The 21,251-nt window shown below is 70.4% G+C and carries 18 protein-coding genes; 6 read left to right on the top strand and 12 right to left on the bottom strand.

Features of this window, described 5'->3' with window-relative positions; translation table 11 throughout:
• The first annotated feature begins 10 nt into the window (after window positions 1-10).
• Window positions 11-1,897, top strand: a complete 1,887-nt coding sequence (locus tag HMPREF1224_RS20490) for a propionyl-CoA synthetase (protein WP_010793343.1) — start codon at window positions 11-13, stop codon at window positions 1,895-1,897.
• A gap of 57 nt (window positions 1,898-1,954) precedes the next feature.
• Here HMPREF1224_RS20490 and HMPREF1224_RS20485 read toward each other — a convergent pair whose 3' ends face one another.
• On the bottom strand, window positions 1,955-2,968 hold the full coding sequence (locus tag HMPREF1224_RS20485) for a zinc-binding alcohol dehydrogenase family protein (RefSeq protein WP_003104356.1): 1,014 nt from the start codon (window positions 2,966-2,968) through the stop codon (window positions 1,955-1,957).
• A 21-nt stretch (window positions 2,969-2,989) separates the two neighbouring features.
• Complete coding sequence (locus HMPREF1224_RS20480) at window positions 2,990-3,283, bottom strand: putative quinol monooxygenase (protein WP_010793342.1); 294 nt, start codon at window positions 3,281-3,283, stop codon at window positions 2,990-2,992.
• A gap of 95 nt (window positions 3,284-3,378) precedes the next feature.
• Between HMPREF1224_RS20480 and HMPREF1224_RS20475 the strand changes: the two genes are divergently transcribed.
• Entirely contained in the window at window positions 3,379-4,299 is a 921-nt protein-coding gene (locus tag HMPREF1224_RS20475) for a LysR family transcriptional regulator (protein ID WP_003092132.1), read from the top strand.
• Window positions 4,284-4,586, top strand: a complete 303-nt coding sequence (locus HMPREF1224_RS20470; protein ID WP_003111769.1) for a barstar family protein — start codon at window positions 4,284-4,286, stop codon at window positions 4,584-4,586. Before HMPREF1224_RS20475 ends, HMPREF1224_RS20470 begins: the two co-directional genes overlap by 16 nt.
• Here HMPREF1224_RS20470 and HMPREF1224_RS20465 read toward each other — a convergent pair whose 3' ends face one another.
• The gene (locus tag HMPREF1224_RS20465) at window positions 4,587-5,366 is read right to left on the bottom strand and encodes a TatD family hydrolase (RefSeq protein WP_010793341.1); all 780 of its coding nucleotides are present in this window, start codon (window positions 5,364-5,366) and stop codon (window positions 4,587-4,589) included.
• A 10-nt stretch (window positions 5,367-5,376) separates the two neighbouring features.
• The gene (gene cra / locus HMPREF1224_RS20460) at window positions 5,377-6,366 is read right to left on the bottom strand and encodes a catabolite repressor/activator (protein ID WP_003104372.1); all 990 of its coding nucleotides are present in this window, start codon (window positions 6,364-6,366) and stop codon (window positions 5,377-5,379) included.
• A 327-nt stretch (window positions 6,367-6,693) separates the two neighbouring features.
• Here cra and ptsP point away from each other — a divergent pair, with 327 nt between their 5' ends.
• The 3 genes from ptsP to HMPREF1224_RS20445 are packed head-to-tail and all read left to right on the top strand — an operon-like array spanning window position 6,694 to window position 12,267.
• Window positions 6,694-9,564, top strand: coding sequence for a phosphoenolpyruvate--protein phosphotransferase (ptsP, locus tag HMPREF1224_RS20455; RefSeq protein ID WP_003119534.1), 2,871 nt, complete (start codon window positions 6,694-6,696; stop codon window positions 9,562-9,564).
• Window positions 9,564-10,508 carry a 1-phosphofructokinase gene (gene pfkB, locus HMPREF1224_RS20450; protein ID WP_003143313.1) on the top strand — a complete coding sequence of 315 codons (945 nt, stop codon included), beginning with the start codon at window positions 9,564-9,566 and terminating at the stop codon, window positions 10,506-10,508. The genes ptsP and pfkB overlap by 1 nt, the downstream gene beginning before the upstream one ends.
• A gap of 1 nt (window position 10,509) precedes the next feature.
• Window positions 10,510-12,267, top strand: coding sequence for a PTS fructose-like transporter subunit IIB (locus tag HMPREF1224_RS20445; RefSeq protein ID WP_003107161.1), 1,758 nt, complete (start codon window positions 10,510-10,512; stop codon window positions 12,265-12,267).
• A 153-nt stretch (window positions 12,268-12,420) separates the two neighbouring features.
• Here HMPREF1224_RS20445 and HMPREF1224_RS20440 read toward each other — a convergent pair whose 3' ends face one another.
• Genes HMPREF1224_RS20440 through arnB form a run of 8 tightly spaced genes read right to left on the bottom strand, consistent with a single transcriptional unit; the run spans window position 12,421 to window position 21,245 of the window.
• Entirely contained in the window at window positions 12,421-13,815 is a 1,395-nt protein-coding gene (locus tag HMPREF1224_RS20440) for a UDP-glucose 6-dehydrogenase (RefSeq protein ID WP_010793340.1), read from the bottom strand.
• Window positions 13,812-14,225 (bottom strand): 4-amino-4-deoxy-L-arabinose-phosphoundecaprenol flippase subunit ArnF, encoded by a 414-nt coding sequence (arnF, locus tag HMPREF1224_RS20435; RefSeq protein ID WP_003124269.1) that lies wholly within the window; start codon window positions 14,223-14,225, stop codon window positions 13,812-13,814. Before arnF ends, HMPREF1224_RS20440 begins: the two co-directional genes overlap by 4 nt.
• Complete coding sequence (locus HMPREF1224_RS20430; protein WP_003112876.1) at window positions 14,222-14,569, bottom strand: EamA family transporter; 348 nt, start codon at window positions 14,567-14,569, stop codon at window positions 14,222-14,224. The genes arnF and HMPREF1224_RS20430 overlap by 4 nt, the downstream gene beginning before the upstream one ends.
• On the bottom strand, window positions 14,566-16,215 hold the full coding sequence (gene arnT, locus HMPREF1224_RS20425) for a lipid IV(A) 4-amino-4-deoxy-L-arabinosyltransferase (protein ID WP_010793339.1): 1,650 nt from the start codon (window positions 16,213-16,215) through the stop codon (window positions 14,566-14,568). The genes HMPREF1224_RS20430 and arnT overlap by 4 nt, the downstream gene beginning before the upstream one ends.
• The gene (arnD, locus tag HMPREF1224_RS20420; protein WP_003110469.1) at window positions 16,212-17,099 is read right to left on the bottom strand and encodes a 4-deoxy-4-formamido-L-arabinose-phosphoundecaprenol deformylase; all 888 of its coding nucleotides are present in this window, start codon (window positions 17,097-17,099) and stop codon (window positions 16,212-16,214) included. The genes arnT and arnD overlap by 4 nt, the downstream gene beginning before the upstream one ends.
• Window positions 17,096-19,084: a bifunctional UDP-4-amino-4-deoxy-L-arabinose formyltransferase/UDP-glucuronic acid oxidase ArnA gene (gene arnA, locus HMPREF1224_RS20415; protein ID WP_003092116.1), complete on the bottom strand. Its 1,989-nt coding sequence runs from the start codon at window positions 19,082-19,084 to the stop codon at window positions 17,096-17,098. The genes arnD and arnA overlap by 4 nt, the downstream gene beginning before the upstream one ends.
• Window positions 19,081-20,100, bottom strand: coding sequence for an undecaprenyl-phosphate 4-deoxy-4-formamido-L-arabinose transferase (arnC, locus tag HMPREF1224_RS20410; protein WP_003112880.1), 1,020 nt, complete (start codon window positions 20,098-20,100; stop codon window positions 19,081-19,083). Before arnC ends, arnA begins: the two co-directional genes overlap by 4 nt.
• Complete coding sequence (gene arnB / locus HMPREF1224_RS20405; RefSeq protein ID WP_003158298.1) at window positions 20,097-21,245, bottom strand: UDP-4-amino-4-deoxy-L-arabinose aminotransferase; 1,149 nt, start codon at window positions 21,243-21,245, stop codon at window positions 20,097-20,099. Before arnB ends, arnC begins: the two co-directional genes overlap by 4 nt.
• Window positions 21,246-21,251 lie beyond the last annotated feature (6 nt).

Below are 21,251 nucleotides of genomic sequence, written 5' to 3'. Positions count from 1 at the left end.
GGGCTGGAACATGACGTACCTGCAGCAGCACGCCCGCTCGATCGCCGAGCCGGCCGCGTTCTGGGCCGAACAGGCCCGTTCCCTGGCCTGGTACCAGGCGCCCGCGAACATCCTCGAAAGCCTGCCCGATGGCACCCATCGCTGGTTCGCCGATGGCCGTCTGAACAGCGCCTACCTGGCCCTCGACCGGCAGATCGAGGAGGGGCGCGGCGAACAGACCGCGCTGATCTACGACTCGCCGGTGACCGGCACCCAGGACCGCTACAGCTACCTGCGGCTGCGTGACGAAGTGGCGCGCCTGGCCGGCGCCCTGCGGGCCCTCGGGGTCGGCAAGGGTGACCGGGTGATCATCTACATGCCGATGGTGCCGCAGGCGGCCATGGCGATGCTCGCCTGCGCGCGCCTGGGCGCGGTGCATTCGGTGGTGTTCGGTGGCTTCGCTCCCTACGAGCTGGCCCTGCGCATCGACGACGCCACGCCGAAGCTGGTGCTCACCGCTTCCTGCGGGCTGGAGTTCGATCGGGTGATCGAATACAAGCCGCTGGTGGACAAGGCCCTCGAACTGGCGATCCACCAGCCTGCCCACGTCATGGTCTGGCAACGCCCGCAGGCGCCCGCGCGCCTGCGCCCGGGCCGCGACCTGGACTGGCAGGACTGCCTCGCCGCCGCCGAGCCGGCCGATCCGCTGCCGGTGGCCAGCGGCGATCCGCTGTACATCATGTACACCTCGGGCACCACCGGTAAGCCCAAGGGTATCGTCCGCGACAACGGTGGCCACGCGGTCGCGGTGCGCTACGCGGTCCGCACTATCTACGGCATGCAGGCCGGCGACGTCTGGTGGGGGATCTCCGACGTCGGCTGGGTGGTCGGCCACTCGCTGATCGTCTACGGCCCGCTGATGTGCGGCTGTACCACGGTGTTCTACGAAGGCAAGCCGGTGCGCACGCCGGACGCCGGCGCCTACTGGCGGGTGATCGAAGAGCACAGGGTGAACAGCCTGTTCTGCGCGCCGACGGCGATCCGCGCGATCCGCAAGGAAGACCCGCATGGCGAACGGGTGAAGCGCTACGACCTGGGTTCGCTGCGCCACCTGTTCCTGGCCGGCGAGAAGCTCGACAGCAGCACCCAGCACTGGCTGGAGGAGCACACCGGGCGGCCGGTCCACGACCATTGGTGGCAGACCGAGACCGGCTGGCCGGTGACCGCGCCCTGCATCGGGATCGCCGGCCACGACCTGCGGGCCGGCTCGACCAACCGCGCGGTGCCCGGCTACCACGTGCAGGTGCTGGACGACGAAGGCCGGCCGCTGGGAGCGAACCGCCAGGGCGCGATCGTCATCGCCCTGCCGTTGCCGCCGGGCTGCGCGCAGACCCTCTGGGGCGACCACCCGCGCTACCTGCAGGCCTACCTGGGCAACTATCCCGGCTACTACCACACCGGCGACGGCGGTTATCTCGACGAGGACGGCTTCGTCTACATCATGGGGCGCACCGACGACGTGATAAACGTTTCCGGGCATCGCCTCTCCACCGGCGAGATGGAGGAACGCGTGGCGCAGCACCAGGCGGTTGCCGAGTGCGCGGTGATCGGCGTGCGGGACGAACTCAAGGGCCACGTGCCGCTGGGCCTGGTGGTGCTCAAGGACGATGCCGGGATCGCCGCCGAGCAACTGCAGCGCGAGCTGGTGGCGCTGGTCCGCGAACAGATCGGCGCGCTGGCCTGCTTCCAGCGGGTGGTGGTGGTCAAGCGGCTGCCGAAGACCCGCTCCGGGAAGATCCTCCGCGCGGTGCTGCGCAAGATCGCCGATGGCGAGGACTACGCGGCGCCATCGACCATCGACGACCCGACGATCCTTGGCGAGATCGAGGCTGCGCTGAGGGTGCGCAAGGCGGGATAGCAAAGGCCAGGGGCACGGCGGTAGGGTGGAAAACGCCGCGCCCCGTGGTCCTGCCGTTCAGAACCCTTCGAGAACGATCTTGCCCTTGGCCCGGCCGCTCTCCAGCAGCGCGTGGGCGCGGCGCAGGTTGGCCGCGTCGATGCGGCCGAAATGCTCGCCGACGGTGGTCTTCAACACGCCTTCGTCGATCAGCCCGGCGACCCGCTCCAGCAGCCGGTGCTGCTCGATCATGTCGTCGGTCTGGAACATCGAGCGGGTGTACATGAACTCCCAGTGCAGCGACAGGCTCTTCTGCTTCAGCTTGCCGATGTCCAGCGACGCCGGGTCGTCGATCAGCGCCAGGCGGCCTTGCGGGCGCAGCGCGGCGACGATCTGTTCGAGGTGCTGGTCGGTGTGGGTCAGGCTGGCGACGTGGCTGACCTCGGCGACACCGATCCGCTTCAGCTCTTCGGCCAGCGGCTTGCCGTGGTCGATCACATGGTGCGCGCCGAGGTCGCGGACCCAGGCCTGGGTCTCTGCGCGCGAAGCGGTGCCGATCACGTTCAGGCCGGTCAGTTGCCGGGCCAGTTGGACCAGGATCGAACCGACCCCGCCGGCGGCACCGACCACCAGCAGGCTCTGGCCCTGGTCGGCCTTGCCTTCGGCGATCTGCAAGCGCTCGAAGAGCAGTTCCCAGGCAGTGATGGTGGTCAGCGGCAGGGCCGCGGCCTGGGCGAAGTCGAGGCTTTTCGGCAGGTGCCCGGCAATGCGCTCGTCGACCCGATGCAGCTCGCTGTTGCTACCGGGGCGGGTGATGTCCCCGGCGTACCAGACCCGATCGCCAGGACGGAACAGGCTGACCTCGCTGCCGACCGCGCGCACCACGCCCGCCGCATCCCAGCCCAGCACCTTGGCCTGGCCGGCTTCCGGCTGGGCGCGCTGGCGGACCTTGGTATCCACCGGGTTGACCGAGATGGCGCGGACCTCCACCAGCAGGTCGCGCGGGCCTGGCGTGGGCTCGGGCAGTTCGAGGTCGAGCAGGGCATCGGGATGGTCGATGGGCAGGGACTGGTAGTAACCGACAGCTTTCATGGGGGCTCCGGGAAACGGGCCTCAGGCGAGGCGATAGAGTTGGTCGATCTTCACGTTCTGCAGCAGGGCTTCGTTGCCGCGGCTGAAGCGCAGGAAGTGTTCGGTGTTCTGGTGCCGCTCCAGGGCGGCGTCGTCGCGCCACTGCTCGATCATGTAGAACAGGTGGGAGTCGTGGCGGTCCTGGTGCAGGTCGTACTGCAGGCAACCAGCCTCGGCGCGCGACGGGGCGACCAGGGCGCGCAATTCGCGTTCCAGGGCCTCGGCGTGGCCGGGGGTGGCGGTGATGGTGGCGATCAGGGTGAGGGGTGTGCTCATGGTGGGTTCCTTCGATGGGGCGGAGTCAGGATGGGCTATTTCAAATCGCTGAAAAACAGGCTATCAGGGAAGACTCTTTCAAAGGAATCTTGAAAATGCTGCGTTACGACGACCTCCAGGTGTTCGTCCACACCAGCGACAGCGGCTCGTTGTCCGCCGCCGCGCGCCAGTTGGAGATTTCCCCGGCGGTGGCCAGCGCGGCGCTGAAGCGCCTGGAAAGCGAGCTGGAGGTACGCCTGTTCGCCCGCTCCACCCGCAGCCTGCGCCTGACTCCCGAGGGCGACGCGTTCCTCCTGCATGCCCGCGCCTCGTTGCGCAGCCTGGAGGAGGGGCGCCGGTTGCTGCAGGGCGGCAAGGACCAGATCGCCGGGGTACTGCAGCTTTCCGCGCCCTCCGACTTCGGCCGCAACCTGCTGCTGCCATGGCTCGACGAGTTCCAGGCGCGCTATCCGCAACTGAGCCTGCGCCTGCTGCTCGGCGACCGGGTGACCGATCTCTACCGGCAACCGGTGGACGTGGCGATCCGCTACGGCGCACCGGCCGACTCCAGCCTGGTCGCCCTGCCGCTGGCGCCGGACAACCGGCGAGTGCTCTGCGCCGCGCCGGGCTACCTGGCGGAGCGCGGCGAGCCGCGCCAGCCGGACGACCTGCGCGAGCACAATTGCCTGCTCTACCAACTCGGCGGCCGGGTACACGACCGCTGGGCGTTCCAGCGGGGCCGCCGCAGCCTGACCCTGACGGTCGCCGGCGACCGGGTCTGCGACGACGCCGACGTGGTGCGGCGCTGGGCCCTGGCCGGCAAGGGGCTGGTCTACAAGTCCTGGCTGGACGTGGCCGAGGACGTGCGCGCCGGGCGCCTGCGCCTGCTGCTGCCGGAGTGGCAGGGCGAAGCGACGCCGATGAACCTCTTGTGTACCCACCGCGCCCAGTTGACCCGTCCGGTGACCCTCTTGCGCGCGTTCGTGCGCGAGCGTTGCGACGCATTGCTGGCGGAGGCTCCATGGACGAGGAACTGAACCGGGCGGCGAGCCTGGCCATCGAGCTGGCGGACGTGGACAGCGCCGCGCGCTTGCACGAACGCCTGCGCGAGGCCCTGGCGTTGCCGCCGTGGTACGGATGCAACTGGGATGCCTTCTGGGACGCCATCAGCGGCCTGGTGCCGATGCCCCGGCGATTGCGTCTGCAAGGCTGGAGCGACTTCGCCCGGCGCCTGCCGGAGGAAGCGGCGCAGCTTTCGGCCTGCCTGGAGGCGTTGCGCGAGACGTACCCGCAACTGGCGCCGGAAGTCCTGCGCGACGCTTGATCAGTCCCAGCCGAACAGCTCGGCGGCGTTGCGGCTGCTGCTCGCCGCCAGTTCCTCGGCGTCGACCCCGCGCAGCTCGGCGAGGGCGCGGCAGATGTCCGGCAGGTGCTCCGGACTGTTGCGCTGGCCGGGATGCATCGATGGCGCCATGTCCGGCGCATCGGTTTCCAGCACGATGGCCTCGGCCGGCAGCTCCGCCGCCACCTTGCGCAGGCGGTTGGCCTGCGGCCAGGTCGGCGCGCCGCCGAGGCCGAGGCGGAAGCCGAGCTTGAGGTACTCGCGGGCTTCCTCGCGGCTGCCGGCGAAGGCATGGATGATGCCACGGCGCTCCAGGCGGATGCGCTTGAGGGTGGCGATGGTCGTCGCGTGGGCGCGGCGCACGTGGATCAGCGCCGGCAGGCGGAATTCCGCGGCCAGCCGCAGTTGGGCCTCGAACAGCGCCTGCTGGGCGTCGCGGTCGAGGTGTTCCAGGTAGTAGTCCAGGCCGATCTCGCCGACCGCGCAGAGCTTCGTCTCGCCGCGCAGGCGTTGCAGCCACTGGCGCAGGTCGTCCAGGTGCTGCGGGCGGTGCCGCGCCAGGTAGACGGGGTGCAGGCCGAGCGCCGCGTACAGGCCATCCTCGGCCTGCGCCAGGTCCCAGACCCGTTGCCAGTTCTCGCGGTAGACGCCGAGCACCACCTGGCGCTCGACCCCCAGCGCGCGGCTGCGTTGCAGCAGCGCGGCGCGGTCGGCGTCGAAGTCCGGGAAGTCGAGGTGGTTGTGGGTGTCGACCAGGCGCATGGCGGCCGGCTCAGTCGCGCAGCTTGAGTTGCCGGGGGACGGCGTGCAGGCCCGGCCGGTAGTCGTTCTCCTCGACCGCGCGGAGCGCCAGTTCGAGGGCGTTGGCGGCGATCAGCGCGTGCTGCTGGTAGATCGAGTTGACCTTCAGCGGCACGAAGTCGAGCAACTGGGTGTCGCCGAAGGTCGCCACCCGCAAGCCTTCGGGCCAACCGTCGGCGCGCGCCTGGAACACATCGAAGACGCCTTCGAGGAGTACATAGGCAGTGGTCACCAGGGCGTCGGGCAGGTAGCCCAGGCGCTCGAGCAATTGCTCCATCAGGCGGCGTCCGCACTCGCGGCTGAACACCTCGGCATGCTCGACGATGACCTCGCCGCGGAAGTCCTTCAGCGCCTGGCGGAAGCCGGCGGCGCGGTCGTGGCTGATGATCAGGTCCGCCCGCGCGCCGAGCAGGGCGATATGGCGCGGCGCCGGTTGCAACAGGGTTTCGGTGAGGCGGCGCGCGGCGTCCTGGTCGTCGCTGATCACCGAGGCGAAGCGCTGCGGGTCGAGCTGGCGGTCGATGGCCACCACCGGCAGGCCTTCGGCGACCAGCCGGGCATGGGTATCATCCCCGGCCGGCAGGCAACTGGCGACGATCAGCGCGTCGCAGCGGCGCGCGCGGAACAGGTTGACCACCTGGCGCTCGGTCTCCGGCTCGTCGTCGGAGCAGGCGATCAGCAACTGGTAGCCGCGCGCCCGGGCGCCTTGTTCGAGTTGCTTGGCGAGGCGGGCGTAGCTGGGGTTTTCCAGGTCCGGGAGGATGAAGCCGAGGGTGCGGGTCTGCCCGCGGCGCAGGCCGGCGGCCTGCTGGTCCGGCTGGTAGCCGTGTTCCTCGACCACGGCAAGCACGCGCTCGACGGTGGCGGCGCTGATGCGCCGCTGGGCGGCCTTGCCATTGATGACGTAGCTGGCGGTGGTCACCGAGACCCCGGCCAGGCGGGCGATATCACTGAGTTTCAAACCGATCTCTACTGGAGGCGACGACAAGTTGGGCTTCAAGGATCAATCATTATCGGGTAACGTGCCAATTTAATTAAGTGAATCGATTCAGCAAAAGATTCCGGCGAAGCGGGCGCCCCCTGCCCCAGGCTGCCTCGCGCAGCCCGAACGCGGCGCCGCCTACGCTATGGCAGGTCAATGACAACAAGCGGATCACCGCCCCAGGCTGTACGGAAGGCTCCCGCGAGCCGCTTTCCGCTACCGCCGGCACATCCCGCGCCCGCGCCTCGGCGCGGCGGGACGATCCGGACGTGAGACGGGGAGCCGTTCGCTCCTGAGGAGGTTTCCATGCTCGAACTCGATACCCGGCAGATCCGCATGGGCCAGCGCGCCGCGGACAAGGCCGAAGCCCTGCGCCTGCTCGGCGCGGCGCTGGTCGCCGACGGCCTGGCCGCGCCCGGCTATGCCGAGGGCCTGAAGGCGCGCGAGGCACAAGGCTCCACCTACCTCGGCCAGGGCATCGCCATACCCCATGGGACCCCGGATACCCGCGAGCTGGTCTTCAGCACCGGTGTGCGCCTGCTGCAATTCCCCGAGGGAGTGGACTGGGGCGATGGCCAGCAGGTCTACCTGGCCATCGGCATCGCGGCGAAGTCCGACGAACACCTGCAGCTCCTGCAATTGCTCACCCGCGCCCTCGGCGAGGCCGACCTGGGACCGGCGCTGAGCGCGGCCGCCAGCGCCGAGGAAGTCCTCGGCCTGTTGCAGGGCGCGCCGCAGGAACTGGCGCTGGACGCACAACTGGTCGGCCTCGGCCAGAACGCCGAGGACCTCGACGAACTGGCCTGGCTCGGCGCGCGCCTGTTGAAGAAGGCCGGCTGCGTGGAGAACGGCTTCGCCGCCGTGCTCCAGCAGACCGAACCGTTGCCGCTGGGCGACGGGCTGTGCTGGTTGCACAGCGAACAATTGGTGAAGCGCCCCGGGCTGGCCTTCGTCACTCCGGCGCAACCGTTGCAGCACCAGGGGCAACTGGTCACCGGGCTGTTCTGCCTGGCCAGCCTGGGCGAAGCGCACCAGGCGCTGCTCGAACGCCTGTGCGACCTGTTGCTGGAAGGGCGTGGCGCCGAGCTGGTGCGCGCCACCAGCAGCCGCAGCGTACTCGCGGCGCTCGGTGGCGAGCTGCCGCCGGACTGGCCCAGCGCGCGAGCGGTCCTGGCCAACCCGCATGGCCTGCATGCCCGCCCGGCGCAGGCGCTGGCGCAGCTGGCCAAGGGCTTCGCCGGCGAGATCCGGGTACGCCTGGCCGACAGCGAGGCGGCCCCCGTCTCGGCGAAGAGCCTGAGCAAGCTGCTCGCCCTCGGCGCGCGACGCGGCCAGACGCTGGAGTTCAGCGCCGAGCCGGCGATCGCCGAGGACGCGCTGCCAGCCTTGCTGGCCGCGGTGCGCGAGGGGCTCGGCGAGGAGGTCGAAGCGCTGGCGGAGGAGGCCTTGCCCGATGCCGTCGGCGAGGCGGAAGAGGATGCCCGGCCGGCGCCGCTGCGCGCCGGCGAGCGCCTGCAGGCAATCGCCGCGTCGCCGGGCATCGCCAGTGGTCCGGCGCATGTCCAGGTGGCGCAGCGCTTCGAGTTCCAGCCGCGCGGCGAGTCGCCGGCCCATGAACGCGAGCGCCTGCTGCGGGCCAAGCGGGCGGTGGACGAGGAGATCGTCGGCCTGGTCGAACGCAGCACGGTGAAGGCGATCCGCGAGATTTTCGTCACCCACCGGGAGATGCTCGACGATCCGGAACTGGCCGAGCAGGTGCAACTGCGCCTGAATCGCGGCGAAAGCGCCGAAGCGGCCTGGAGTCGGGTGGTGGAAGACAGCGCGGCGCAACAGGAGGCGCTGCACGACGCGCTGCTCGCCGAGCGCGCCGCCGACCTCCGCGACCTCGGCCGGCGGGTGCTGGCCAGGCTCTGCGGGGTGGAGGCGCCGCGCGAGCCGGAGCAGCCGTACATCCTGGTGATGGACGAGGTCGGCCCCTCCGATGTCGCCCGCCTCGACGCCCAGCGGGTCGCCGGCATCCTCACGGCGCGCGGCGGCGCCACTTCGCACAGCGCGATCATCGCCCGCGCCCTCGGCATTCCGGCATTGGTCGGCGCCGGCGCGGCGGTGCTCGGCCTGGAGCCTGGCACGGCACTGCTGCTGGATGGCGAGCACGGCTGGCTGCAGGTGGCGCCGAGCACCGAACAGTTGCAGCAGGCCGCCGCCGAGCGCGACGCCCGCCAGCAGCGCCAGGCCCGCGCCGACGCGCAGCGGCTGGAGCCTGCGCGGACCCGCGATGGCCACGCGGTGGAAGTCTGCGCCAACCTTGGCGACACCGCCGGCGCCGCGCGCGCGGTGGAGCTGGGCGCCGAGGGCGTTGGCCTGCTGCGCACCGAGTTCGTCTTCATGAACAACGCCCGCGCGCCGGACCTGGCGACCCAGGAAGCGGAATACCGTCGGGTGCTCGACGCCCTCGACGGACGTCCGCTGGTGGCGCGGACCCTGGATGTCGGCGGGGACAAGCCGCTGCCGTACTGGCCGATTCCCCACGAAGAGAATCCCTATCTGGGCCTGCGCGGTATCCGCTTGACCCTGCAGCGACCGCAGATACTCGAGACCCAGTTGCGCGCGCTGTTCCGCGCCGCCGGGGAGCGGCCGCTGCGGGTGATGTTCCCGATGGTCGGCAGCCTCGACGAATGGCGCCAGGCGCGTGACCTGGCGCTGCGCCTGCGCGAGGAAATCCCGCTGGCCGACCTGCAACTGGGGATCATGGTCGAGGTGCCCTCGGCGGCGTTGCTCGCGCCGGTGCTGGCCCGCGAGGTGGACTTCTTCAGCGTCGGCACCAACGACCTGACCCAGTACACCCTGGCTATCGATCGCGGCCACCCGAGTCTTTCGGCCCAGGCCGACGGTCTGCATCCGGCGGTGCTGCAACTGATCGACATGACCGTCCGCGCCGCCCACGCCGAGGGCAAGTGGGTCGGCGTCTGCGGCGAACTGGCGGCCGACCCGCTGGCGTTGCCGCTGCTGGTCGGCCTGGGAGTGGACGAGCTGAGCGTCTCGGCGCGCAGCATCGCCCTGGTCAAGGCCGGCGTGCGCGAACTGCAGCTGGTCGCTGCGCGCGGCCTGGCCCGCAAAGCCCTGGGCCTGGCGAGCGCCGCCGAGGTCCGGGCCCTGGTGGAAGCGGAGGTGCAGTAATGGCGCGGATCCTGACGATTACCCTGAACCCGGCGCTGGACCTCACCGTGCGCCTGCGCCAGCTGGAACTGGGGGCGGTTAACCGCAGCGAGGCGGTGCTGACCCAGGCCGCCGGCAAGGGCCTGAACGTCGCCCAGGTGCTTGCCGACCTCGGCCATCGGTTGACGGTCAGCGGCTTCCTCGGCGAAGACAACCAGCCGCCGTTCACCGCCATGTTCCAGCGTCGTGGCTTCGCCGATGCGTTCGTCCGGGTGCCGGGCGAAACCCGCAGCAACATCAAGCTGGCCGAGCGCGGCGGGCGCGTCAGCGACCTCAACGGGCCGGGCCCGGAGGCCGACGAGCGAGCCCAGGCGGCGTTGCTCGAACGCCTCGACCGGCTTGCCGGGGAGCACGAGCTGGCGGTGGTCGCCGGCAGCCTGCCGCGCGGGGTCGAGCCGGAATGGCTGGGCGAACTGCTGCGGCGCTTGCGGCGCCTCGGCCTGAAGGTCGCCTTCGACAGCAGTGGCGCGGCCCTGCGCGAAGGTGTGAAGGCTGCGCCGTGGATGATCAAGCCGAACGTCGAGGAACTGGCCGATCTCTGCTCGGCGCCGATGGATGACCTGGTCGCACAGCGCCAGGCGGCCGAACGTCTGCGCCAGGACGGGGTAGGCCAGGTGGTGATTTCCCAGGGCGCCGCGGGGGTCAACTGGTTCGCCGCCGAGGGTGCCTGGCAGGCGCGGCCGCCGGCGGTGGAAGTGGCCAGCACGGTGGGCGCCGGCGATTCCCTGCTGGCCGGCATGCTGCACGGGCTGGCCAGCGGCTGGCCGGCCGAGCGGGTGCTGCGTCAGGCCACCGCCATCGCCAGCCTGGCGGTAACCCAGTTCGAGTTCGGCATCGGCGATCCGCAGCGCCTGGCGCGGATCGAAGCGGGCGTCGTGGTGCAGCCATTGGTCGAGGAGGCCTGAGATGAAACTAGCGATCGTCACCGCCTGCCCTGGCGGACAGGTCACCAGCGTGCTCGCCGCGCGCCTGCTGCGGGGCGCCGCCGAGCGCCTGGGCTGGGAAACCTGCGTCGAGGCGAATGCCGGGTCGAGGCCCGAGGGCGAACTGAGCGCCGAACAGATCGCCGAAGCCGACTGGGTCCTGCTGGTCGGCGTCGAGCCGCTGGCGGCGGCGCGTTTCGTCGGCAAGCCGGTGTATCGCGCGCGTCCCGCCGAGGCGCTGGCCGATCCGCGCGCCTTCCTCCAGCGGGCCGCCGCCCTGGCGAGCGTGGAGGTCGCCGGGGACGAGGCCGGCCTGGTTGCGCCGGAGGCCGGAGCGGCACCGCGGATCGTCGCGGTGACCGCCTGTCCGACCGGCGTGGCGCACACCTTCATGGCCGCCGAGGCGTTGCAGCTCGCGGCGGGGCAACTGGGCTTCGCGTTGCAGGTCGAGACCCAGGGCTCGGTCGGCGCGCGCAATCCGCTCGACCCGGCGGACATCGCCGCCGCCGACGTGGTCCTGCTGGCCGCCGACATCGACGTGGACACGGCCCGTTTCGCCGGCAAGAAGATCTACCGTTGCGGCACCGGCGTGGCCCTCAAGCAGGCCCGCGCGACGCTCGAGCGGGCGCTGGCGGAAGGGCAGGTCGAGAGCGCGGGCGCAGCCAGCGCGGTGGTCGCCAGGGACGAGAAGCGCGGGGTGTACAAGCACCTGCTGACCGGGGTGTCGTTCATGTTGCCGATGGTGGTCGCGGGCGGCCTGCTGATCGCCCTGTCGCTGGCCTTCGGCATCGATGCCTACAAGCAGCCGGGCAGCCTGGCGGCGGTGCTGAGGACGGTCGGCGACACGGCTTTCGTCCTGATGGTGCCGATGCTCGCCGGCTACATCGCCTATTCCATCGCCGACCGCCCGGGCCTGGCGCCGGGCATGCTTGGCGGCCTGCTCGCCGGGACCCTCGGCGCCGGGTTCATCGGCGGGATAGTCGCCGGCTTCATCGCCGGCTATGCGGCGCGGGCCATCAGCCACGGGCTGAGGCTGCCGGCGAGCCTGGAAGCGCTGAAGCCGATCCTGGTCATCCCGTTGCTGGCCAGCCTGGTCACCGGCCTGCTGATGCTCTACGTGGTCGGCAAGCCGGTGGCCGGGATGCTCGCGGCACTGACCGGGTTCCTCGACGGCATGGGTACCTCCAATGCCATCCTCCTCGGCCTGCTGCTCGGCGGGATGATGTGCGTCGACCTCGGCGGACCGGTCAACAAGGCCGCCTACGCCTTTTCCGTCGGCCTGCTCTCGTCGCACAGCTACGCGCCGATGGCGGCGGTGATGGCGGCGGGCATGGTGCCGCCGATCGGCATGGGCCTGGCGACCCTGCTGGCGCGGCGCAAGTTCGCCGAGAGCGAGCGGCAGGCCGGCAAGGCAGCCTCGGTGCTGGGGCTGTGCTTCATCTCCGAAGGCGCCATCCCGTTCGCCGCCAAGGACCCGTTGCGGGTGATCCCGGCGAGCATCGCCGGCGGCGCGCTGACCGGCGCCCTGTCGATGTATTTCGGCTGCAAGTTGCAGGCGCCTCACGGCGGGTTGTTCGTGATGCTGGTGCCCAACGCGATCAACCACGCCCTGGCGTACCTGCTGGCGATCGTCGCCGGCAGCCTGCTTACCGGGCTGCTCTACGCCGTGCTCAAGCGCGGCGCCGAGCCGGGACTGGCGTTGGGGACCTCGTCCTCGCGGGAGCCGGCGGCTGGCGGATAGCCGCGAGGCGGTCATGCGCCCTACGCCACCTGAGCTACGTGGCAGAGGGTAGGGCGAATAACGCCGCAGGCGTTATCCGCCGAGACTCCGGAGAACCGGCGGATAACCGCAAGCGGTTATTCGCCCCAGCGGTCGATCCGACCTGGGGCGGCCTCAGGCCTGGCGCAACAGGCGCACGCCATCTTCCTGTGCGAGGCTGGCCTCGTTGATCGGCAACGAGCAGGACTGCCCGCGTCCCATCGGGTAGTAGTGGAAGCCGTGGCGGGCCATGCGCTCGGGGTCGTAGAGGTTGCGCCCGTCGAAGATCACCGGGGCCTTCAGGCGCTCCTTGAGCAGCTCGAAATCCGGTGCCTTGAATTGCTGCCACTCGGTGCAGATGACCAGCGCATCGGCGCCTCCCAGGGTCGCCTCGGGGGTGCCCATCAGGCTCAGGCGTTCGTCGTGGCCATAGAGCCGCTGGGTTTCCTGCATGGCTTCGGGATCGTAGGCGCGCACCTGCGCGCCGTGGCGCCAGAGCGCTTCCATCAGTTCGCGGCTGGGCGCGTCGCGCATGTCGTCGGTGTTCGGCTTGAAGGCCAGGCCCCAGAGGGCGAAGGTCTTGCCGCGCAGGTCGCCGTCGTAGAACACCCGGATGCGTTCGAACAGCTTGTGCTTCTGCCGCCGGTTGATCGCTTCCACTGCCTGCAACAGGTCGCTGGAGCAATGCGCCTGCTCGGCGCTGTGGATCAGCGCGCGCATGTCCTTGGGGAAGCAGGAGCCGCCGTAGCCGCAGCCGGGGTAGATGAAGTGGTAGCCGATCCGCGGGTCGGCGCCGATGCCCTGGCGCACCGCCTCGATGTCGGCACCGAGGTGTTCGGCCAGTTCGGCGATCTGGTTGATGAAGCTGATCTTGGTCGCCAGCATGCCGTTCGCCGCGTACTTGGTCAGCTCGGCGCTGCGCAGGCCCATGAACAGCATGCGGTCGTGGTTGCGGTTGAACGGCTCGTAGAGTTCGCGCATCACCTGGCGCACCTCTTCGTTGTCGCAGCCGACCACGATGCGGTCCGGGCGCCGGCAGTCGGCGACGGCGGAGCCTTCCTTGAGGAATTCCGGGTTGGAGACGATCTCGAATTCCAGCTCGCGTCCGTCGGCTTCCAGGCGCCGCTCGATGTGCGCGCGCAGGCGGTCGCCGGTGCCTACCGGGACGGTCGATTTCTCCACCACGATGACGGGCTTGCGGCGATGCTCGGCGATGGCATCGGCCACCACGAAGACCGCGCCGAGATCGGCCGCGCCGTCCTCGCCAGGCGGGGTGCCGACCGCGATGAATTGCACCCGGCCGTGTTCCACGGCCAGGCGCGCATCGCTGCTGAAACGCAGGCGGCCGCTGTCCAGGCCTTCGCGCAGCAAGGCGTCGAGCCCGGGTTCGTAGATGCTGGCGAGGCCCTGCGCGAGGCGTTCGACCTTGTTCCGGTCGATGTCCATGCACAGTACATCGTGGCCCACTTCGGCGAGGACGGCGGCCTGCACCAGTCCTACATAGCCACTGCCGAATACGCTGATCTTCATGGTGCTTTCCTCGACGGATGATGCGCGGGCGCGGCAGCGGTGCGGCGGGCGTTGACGGTCAACACGCCGAGCACCACCAGGCCTACGCCCAGGGTCTTGCTGGTACTGAAGGTTTCATCGAACGCCGGCAGGCTCGCCGCCAGCAGGTAGACCAGCGCGTAGCTGGCGCTCAACAGGCTGTAGGCGCGGCCCAGCGGCAGGTGGCGCAGGGCGGCCAGCCAGCACAGCAGGGAGGCGGCGTAGGCTGCCACCGCCAGGGCTACCGCGAGCAGCGCGGCGCGCTCCGGCGTTTGCCCGGCCCAGGCTTCCGGTAGCGGCAGGCGGCTCATGCCCCAGCGCATGCCGAGCTGGGCGGCGCTGGCCAGCAGCATGCTGCCCAGCGCCGCCAGCCAGCCGCGTAGCGCGTTCATGCGCTCCTCCCGAGCAGGGCCACGCCGGCGACGATCAGCAACAGGCCGGCGAGGTGGCGGCGATCCACCGGCTCATCGAAGACGAAGCGTGCCGCCAGGGTGACCAGGACGAAGTTCAGCGCCAGCATCGGATAGGCGCTGCCGACTTCCACCCGTTGCAGGAGCAGCAGCCAGCAGAGCAGGCCGAGCCCGAGGGCGAGCAGCGCCAGCCACGGCCACGGACTGCGCAGGCGCGCCGTCCAGCCGTCGGCGGCGACCAGGCGCCAGTGCTCCACGGTGAGCTTCTGCGCAACCTGGCCGAGGCCGGTCATGAGCAGGGTGGCGAGCAGCAGTGCGGCGCTCATGGGCGCACCTGCGGCAGGATCGCCAGGACCAGGTTGCCGTTCCGGTAGCGTTCGCCGTCGCCCGGCAACAGCGCCAGCTGGTAGCGGTCGCTGGCGCTGTTGATCCGCAGCAGCACGGCAACCGAGCCGTCCTGGCGTGCCTGCCAGAGCCACTGGCGGATGTCTGCCAAGGGCACGCTGCGCTGGCTGTGCTCGGGGTAGGAGAGGCCGTACTTCAGCTCGCCGCGCGTGTCGTAGAGCGTCACGTCGCTACGACGCAGGCGCCAGGCGAGGGCCGAGGCGGCGCCGAGGTCGTTGCTCAGCAGATGGTGGGCGCCGATCAGTTCGTCGAGGTGTTCGGCGACGAACAGGTCGGGGGTCTTGTTCTGCACCACATGGTTGGGCATCGCTGCCGGCAGCAGCGCGATCAGCACCCAGCTCGCCAGCAGCGGCGCGGCCCAGGCGCGTAGCGGGTAGCGCCACTGGGCGAGGCCGGCGGCGGCCCAGGCGCCGATCACCAGCAGGACCAGGAACAGCTCGAAGGGTTCTTCCTGGTACACCGGCTTGCGCAGTTGCAGGTAGGCCAGGGCCGCCAGCGCGAGGAGCGCCAGGCCCAGGTTGAGCAGCCCGTTGCCGCGCAGCGCGACGCTGTTCCCCAGGCGCAGCCGCTGCACCAGGGCGTGGCCCATGAGCAGTGCCAGCGGCAGCAGGCAGGGCATGATGTAGGTCGGCAGCTTGCCCCGGCTCAGGCTGAAGAACGCCAGCGGCAACAGCAGCCATAGCGCCAGGAAGACCACCGGCGCCTGGCGCCGCTCGTGCCAGGCCTGGCGCAGCGCGCTCGGCAGCAGGCCGCTCCAGGGCAGGCAGGCGACCGCCAGCAACGGCAGGTAGAACCACCACGGGCGAGAGTGCTGGGCGTCTTCGCCGGCGAAGCGGCGGATGTGTTCGTGCCAGAAGAAGAACCGCCAGTAGTCCGCTTCCCGCGCATGCACGGCGAGCGCCCAGGGCAGGCAGACGAGCAGCGCCGCCAGCACCGCCAGCGCGCCGTAGCCAAGCAGCTCGCGCCAGCGCCGCTGCCAGAGCATGTAGGGCAGGGCGACCAGCACCGGCAGCAGCCAGGCGAGGAAGCCCTTGGTCAGGAAGCCCATGCCGCAGGCGAGGCCGAGCAGGGTCCAGCCAAGCAGGCGCGCGCGGCGGCTCCCCGCGTCGAGGGCATGCCACAGCGCCACCAGGCTCAGGTTGACCCAGAAGGTGAATTGCGGGTCGAGGTTGGCATAGCCGGACTGCCCGGCGATCAAGCCGAAGCTGGCGTAGAGCAGCGCGCATGCCAGGCTGGTGCGCGGGTCGCGCCACAGGCGGCGGGCCAGCAGGTAGGCGAGCAGGACGCTGAGGGCGGTGGCGACGAACGAGGCGATGCGCACGCCGAACAGGTTTTCGCCGAAGACCGCCTGGCCGAGGGCGATCATCCAGTAGCCGGCGACCGGCTTCTCGAAGTAGCGCAGGCCGAGGAAGTGCGGCGACACCCAGTCGCCGCCCAGCAGCATCGCCTGGCTGATCTGCGCGTAGCGGGTCTCGTCGGGAATCCACAGGCCATGGTTGCTCAATGGAACCAGGTAGAACAGGCCGAAGGCGATCAGCAGCAGCGAACAGGTCTGGCGGCGGCTCATGGCTGGCGCACTCCCAGCCAGCCCTCGCGGCCGGCCAGGCGGCCGCGCACCAGTTCGGCCAGCGGCAGGCTGCGCGGATCGTCCGGCAGCAGTTCGCCCAACGGTCGGAAGCGGATGCCGCGCCGTTCGGCGCGCCGCAGCAGTTCGCGGAACGCCGGGGCGAGGAGCAGCCCCTCGACCTCGGCGTGGATGGTGTAGACGTTGTCGCGGCCAGCGGCGAAGCGTTCCAGGATGAAGTCGTTGTAGGCCTCGCGCGGCAGGCCGGGACCGACCACCTCGTCGAAGGTCGGCAGGTTCACCGGCACCTGCGGGATGCCGGGGCTGCCGTCGGCCAGGCGCGGGCGGAACGCGCCGCGTCCGCGGCAGTCGCTGTTGTAGCGGAAGCCGAAGGGCTGCTTGGCCTCGACCACCCGGCCGTCGGCGCGCCAGCCGGCGGCGGCGGAACAGCGTACCGGCTGGCCGAGGATGTCCGCCAGGCAATCGCTGCCGCGGCGGATCTGCTCGCCGAGCTGCTGCACGCTCCAGACTCCGGCGTGGGTCTGCCAGGCATGGTGGTCCCAGGCGTGCAGGCCGACCTCGTGGCCGGCGGCCTGGGTCCGCCGCATCAGCGGGCCGAGTTCGCGGCCGATCGGCTTGCCCGGCCAGGCGGTGCCGGCCAGCAGGATGTCCCAGCCATACAGGCTGGCGGCGCGCGAGCGGAGCATCTTCCAGAGGAACGCCGGGCGCGCCAGGCGCCAGAGGTGGCGGCCCATGTTGTCCGGGCCGACGCTGAAGAAGAAGGTCGCCTTCAGCCCGGCTTCGTCGAGCAGCTCGAGCAGCCGCGGCACCCCGTCGCGGGTGCCGCGGAAGGTGTCGACGTCGATGCGCAGGCCGGCCTGGATCACGCCTGTGCCTCGCGCTCGCGGAGCGCTTCGTGGAGGAAGAAGTCGAGGGTCTTGCCGATGGTCTCGCGCAGTTCGATGGTGGGCTGCCAGTCGAGCAGGCGCCGGGCGTTGTCGATGCTCGGCTTGCGGTGGGCCACGTCCTGGTAGCCGTCGCCGTAGAAGCTGCGGCTCTCCACCTCGCGGAAGCCGGCGAAGGGCGGGAACTGCGCGCGCAGCGGGTGGGCCTCGAACTGGCGCAGCAGTTCCTCGCCGAGCTGGCGGATGCTCGCCTCGTTGTCCGGGTTGCCGATGTTGACGATCTGCCCGTCGCAGCGGCCGTCGCGGTTGTCGATGATCCGCGCGAGGGCCTCGATGCCGTCGTCGACGTCGGTGAAGCAGCGCTTCTGCGCGCCGCCGTCGACCAGGCGGATCGGCGTGCCTTCGACCAGGTGCAGGATGAGCTGGGTGATCGCCCGCGAGCTGCCGATCCGCGCCGAATCCAGGCGGTCCAGGCGCGGGCCCATCCAGTTGAACGGACGGAACAGGGTGAAGCGCAGGCCCTGCTGGCCGTAGGCCCAGATCACCCGGTCGAGCAACTGCTTGGACACCGAGTAGATCCAGCGCTGCTTGTTGATCGGCCCGACCACCAGGTTCGAGCGGTCTTCGTCGAAGTCCGGGTCCTGGCACATGCCGTAGACCTCGGAGGTGGAAGGGAACACCACGCGTTTGCCGTATTTCACGCAGTAGCGGACGATCCGCAGGTTTTCCTCGAAGTCCAGTTCGAACACCCGCAGCGGGTTGCGCGTGTACTCGATGGGCGTGGCGATGGCCACCAGCGGCAGGACCACGTCGCATTTCTTCACATGATATTCGAGCCACTCCGAATGGATGCCGATGTCGCCTTCGACGAAGTGGAAATGCGGGTCGGCCTTGAGCCGTTCGATGGCGTCGGAGCCGATGTCCATGCCGTGGACCTCGTAGCGCCCGTCGCGCAGCAGGCGTTCGGACAGGTGGTTGCCGATGAAGCCGTTGACCCCGAGGATCAGCACCCGCGTGCGGCGCTGCGGGCCGGACGCCGCGCCACGCAGGCGCGCGCCCTCGACCAGGCCCAGCTCGGTGGCCAGTTGCGTGCCGGCCAGGTACAGGCCGCGCTCGCCGCGCTGGCCGAAGCGCAGCACCAGCGAGTCCTCGCCGCAGGCGATCCGCAGCGGGTCGCAGGACAGTACGCTGCCCGGCTCGCGACCGTGGTTGCCGGCGACCACCTCGGCGCTCCAGACGATCAGCTTCTGTTCGCCGACCTGGCAGAAGGCGCCAGGGTAGGGCTGGGTCACCGCGCGCACCAGGTCGTACAGCTGCCGTGCCGGCCTGTGCCAGTCGAGCAGGCCGTCCGCCGGGGTGCGCCGGCCGAAGTGGCTGGCCTGGCTCTCGTCCTGCTCGACTTCCGGCAGCACGCCGAGGGCGAGCAGCGGCAGGCTGTCGCGCAGCAGGGCGCCGGCGGCCTTGCGCAGCTTGCCGTGCAGGCTCAGGGCGGTGTCCTCGGGGTCGATGGCGACGGCCTGCTGGGCGAGGATCGGCCCGGCGTCGGCGCGCTCGATCATGCGATGCAGGGTCACCCCGGTCTGCGTTTCGCCGTTGACCAGCACCCAGTTCGCCGGGGCGCGTCCGCGGTAGCGCGGCAGCAGCGAACCGTGCAGGTTGTAGGCGCCGCGTGCGGCGCAGGCGAGCAGCTCGGCGCCGAGCAGGCGGCGGTAGTAGAAGGAGAACAGGAAGTCCGGGCGCAGTTGGCGGATGCGCTCCAGCCACAGCGGATGGTTCACGTCCTCGGGCGCGTGCAGCGGAATGCCGCGCTCGGCACAGAGGCGTGCGACCGAGGCGTAGAAGGTGTTTTCTCGTGGGTCGTCGGCATGGGTGAAGACGGCGGCGATCTCGTAGCCGGCATTGAGCAGGGCTTCGATACCGGTGCAACCGATGTCGTGGTAGGCGAAGACGACGGCTTTCGAGGTCATGGCGTGGAAGGCTCGCTGGATGAAGAGGTGAAACCGGCCCGCTGCAGGGCCGAGGGAAGCGCGGAGGGCGTTGCGCGGACCACGCGCTCGATGAAGAAGCGCGGCCGCGCGCGCACGTCGCTGTACATGCGCCCGAGGTACTCGCCGAGCAGGCCCATGCCGAGCAACTGCACGCCGCTGAACATGAACAGCACGGCGAACAGCACGAACAGGCCGTTGCCGGCCCAGGCGGCGCCGAAGGCCAGGCGCAGCACGAGGAGGAACAGGGCGAAGAGGAAGCCGGCCAGGGCCATGCCGCCGCCGACCAGGCTGAGCAGGCGCAGCGGCGTGGTGGTCATGCAGGTGACCAGGTCGAACATCAGGTTGAGCAGGCGCATCGCGCTGTATTTCGATTCGCCGTGGGCGCGCTCGGCGTGGGCGACGCGGATCTCGCAGGTATGCCGGGCGAAGCCGTTGGCCAGGATCGGGATGAAGGTACTGCGTTCGCGGCAGGCCAGCATCGCTTCGACGATGCTGCGCCGGTAGGCGCGCAGCATGCAGCCGTAGTCGTGCATGGCGACCCCGGTGGAGCGCTGCACCGCCAGATTCACCAGGCGCGAAGGCCAGCGCCGCCAGGCCGAGTCCTGGCGCTCGGCGCGGATGCTGCCGACCACGTCGTAGCCCTGCGCGGCGCGCTCCACCAGGCGCGGGATTTCCTCCGGCGGGTTCTGCAGGTCGGCATCGAGGGTGATCACCAGGTCGCCACGGGACTGTTCGAAGCCGGCGAGGATCGCCGCGTGCTGGCCGTAGTTGCGGTTGAGGATCACCGCCACCACGGCGCTGCCGTCGCGTTCGGCGGCGGCCTGCAAGAGTTCCGCGGAGCGGTCGCGGCTGCCGTCGTCGACCAGCACGATCTCGAAGGCGCGGCCCAGCTCCAGGCAGGCGGCTTCGGTGCGGCGCAGCAGTTCGGGCAGGCTGGCTTCCTCGTTGTAGACCGGGATCACCACCGAGACCAGGTCGATCGGATAGGGCTTCATCGACGTTTCTCCAGGATCTCCTCGATGGCGCGGGCGACGCGCTCGATGTCGTCGTCGCGCATGTCGGGGAACAGCGGGATGGAGCACAGGCGGGCCGAGTTCCACTCGCTGTTGGGCAGGCTCAGGCGCGGCTGGCGCTGGCGGTAGTAGTGGTGCAGGTGACTGGCGATGAAATGGATGCCGCTACCGATGCCGCGCGCCTTCAGGGCTTCCATGAAGGCGTCGCGGCCCAGGCCGCAGGCCTCGGCGTCGATGCGCAGGATGAACAGGTGCCAGGCGTGGCGCTGCTCGTGCGCGGGCAGGCCGAGCGGCGCCAGCGGCAGGCCGGCGAGGCGTTCCAGGTAGCGTTCGGCGAGGGCCTGGCGGCGCGCGTTGAGCGCGTCCAGGCGCTTGAGCTGGACCAGCGCGAGGGCGGCGTTGAGGTCGGCCAGGTTGTATTTGAAACCGGGCTCGATCACTTCCGCCTGCGGCTTGCGTCCATGGCTCAGGCGGTCGTAGGCATCGACCCCGAGGCCGTGGAACTTGAGGCGGCGGACCCGTTCGGCGAGGGCGCTGTCGTCGCTGACGAACATCGCGCCTTCGGCGCAGGTCAGGTTCTTGATCGCGTGGAAGGAAAAGATCGCCGTGCCGCGGGAGCCTACCGGGCGCCCGCGGTATTCGCTGCCGACCGCGTGGGCGGCGTCCTCGACCAGGGCGATGCCGTGGCGCCCGGCGACCGTGCGCAGGCCTTCGAGATCCAGGGTGGAGCCGGCGTAGTGCACCGGCACGATGGCGCGGGTGCGCGGGCCGATGGCGGCTTCCACTGCCTGCGCCGAACACATCAGGGTGTCGCGGTCGACGTCGACGAACACCGGGGTGGCGCCGAGCAGGGTGATGACGTTGGCGGTGGAGACCCAGGTCAGCGACGGCGTGATCACTTCGTCGCCGGGGCCGATGCCCAGCGCCAGCAGGGTGACGTGCAGGGCGCCGGTGGCCGAGGATAGCGCCACCGCGTGGCGGCAGCCGAGGCGTTCGGCGAAGCGCTGTTCGAGCTCCTGGTTCTTCGGCCCGGTGGTGATCCAGCCGGAACGCAGGACCTGCTCCACGGCGGCGATTTCGTCCTCGCCGATGCTTGGCCGGGAGAATGGCAGAAAGTCCAGTGACATGTAATG

Origin of the sequence: Pseudomonas sp. P179, assembly GCF_000478485.2 — a bacterium.
GTDB lineage: Bacteria > Pseudomonadota > Gammaproteobacteria > Pseudomonadales > Pseudomonadaceae > Pseudomonas > Pseudomonas aeruginosa.
This window is presented reverse-complemented; position numbering and strand designations above follow the sequence as displayed.

What these genes read in the sequence shown, in the direction of transcription:
- HMPREF1224_RS20490 (WP_010793343.1), top strand. Translation starts at nt 11, where the DNA reads ATGACGTACCTGCAGCAGCACGCCCGCTCGATCGCCGAGCCGGCCGCG.
- HMPREF1224_RS20485 (WP_003104356.1), bottom strand. Translation starts at nt 2,968, where the DNA reads ATGAAAGCTGTCGGTTACTACCAGTCCCTGCCCATCGACCATCCCGAT.
- HMPREF1224_RS20480 (WP_010793342.1), bottom strand. Translation starts at nt 3,283, where the DNA reads ATGAGCACACCCCTCACCCTGATCGCCACCATCACCGCCACCCCCGGC.
- HMPREF1224_RS20475 (WP_003092132.1), top strand. Translation starts at nt 3,379, where the DNA reads ATGCTGCGTTACGACGACCTCCAGGTGTTCGTCCACACCAGCGACAGC.
- HMPREF1224_RS20470 (WP_003111769.1), top strand. Translation starts at nt 4,284, where the DNA reads ATGGACGAGGAACTGAACCGGGCGGCGAGCCTGGCCATCGAGCTGGCG.
- HMPREF1224_RS20465 (WP_010793341.1), bottom strand. Translation starts at nt 5,366, where the DNA reads ATGCGCCTGGTCGACACCCACAACCACCTCGACTTCCCGGACTTCGAC.
- ptsP (WP_003119534.1), top strand. Translation starts at nt 6,694, where the DNA reads ATGCTCGAACTCGATACCCGGCAGATCCGCATGGGCCAGCGCGCCGCG.
- pfkB (WP_003143313.1), top strand. Translation starts at nt 9,564, where the DNA reads ATGGCGCGGATCCTGACGATTACCCTGAACCCGGCGCTGGACCTCACC.
- HMPREF1224_RS20445 (WP_003107161.1), top strand. Translation starts at nt 10,510, where the DNA reads ATGAAACTAGCGATCGTCACCGCCTGCCCTGGCGGACAGGTCACCAGC.
- HMPREF1224_RS20440 (WP_010793340.1), bottom strand. Translation starts at nt 13,815, where the DNA reads ATGAAGATCAGCGTATTCGGCAGTGGCTATGTAGGACTGGTGCAGGCC.
- arnF (WP_003124269.1), bottom strand. Translation starts at nt 14,225, where the DNA reads ATGAACGCGCTACGCGGCTGGCTGGCGGCGCTGGGCAGCATGCTGCTG.
- HMPREF1224_RS20430 (WP_003112876.1), bottom strand. Translation starts at nt 14,569, where the DNA reads ATGAGCGCCGCACTGCTGCTCGCCACCCTGCTCATGACCGGCCTCGGC.
- arnT (WP_010793339.1), bottom strand. Translation starts at nt 16,215, where the DNA reads ATGAGCCGCCGCCAGACCTGTTCGCTGCTGCTGATCGCCTTCGGCCTG.
- arnA (WP_003092116.1), bottom strand. Translation starts at nt 19,084, where the DNA reads ATGACCTCGAAAGCCGTCGTCTTCGCCTACCACGACATCGGTTGCACC.
- arnC (WP_003112880.1), bottom strand. Translation starts at nt 20,100, where the DNA reads ATGAAGCCCTATCCGATCGACCTGGTCTCGGTGGTGATCCCGGTCTAC.
- arnB (WP_003158298.1), bottom strand. Translation starts at nt 21,245, where the DNA reads ATGTCACTGGACTTTCTGCCATTCTCCCGGCCAAGCATCGGCGAGGAC.